The sequence below is a fragment of the Bacillus sp. 22483 genome, from assembly GCF_052044605.1.
Taxonomy (GTDB): domain Bacteria; phylum Bacillota; class Bacilli; order Bacillales; family Bacillaceae; genus Bacillus; species Bacillus altitudinis.
In genome coordinates, this window is sequence record NZ_JBQENU010000035.1 from 1 (window position 1) to 323 (window position 323).

At 56.0% G+C, this 323-nt stretch carries 1 pseudogene; it reads left to right on the top strand.

Going from position 1 to position 323, the window contains the following annotated elements:
* Positions 1-323, top strand: a pseudogene (locus ACTJJQ_RS19290) (hypothetical protein); the annotation flags it as partial.

Below are 323 nucleotides of genomic sequence, written 5' to 3' on the forward strand. Positions count from 1 at the left end.
GCAACGGGAGATACCGGGGCAACCGGAGTAGGGTTAGCTGGTATTTTGGCATTTGACCCAGCAACAGCTCCAACCTATCCAGTAGGTCAAGTGGTGACATATGAAGGTGGAACTTATATCGTAAATACAGCGCCACCAACTGGCACACCAGATACGTCTCCAGATTATACGTTATTGGCAGCCGCAGGTGTGACAGGCGCCACGGGAGATACAGGAGCGACCGGAGTAACCGGAGCCACAGGTGTAACGGGAGATACGGGAGCGACCGGAGTAACCGGAGCCACGGGTGCAACGGGAGATACGGGAGCGACTGGAGTAACCGG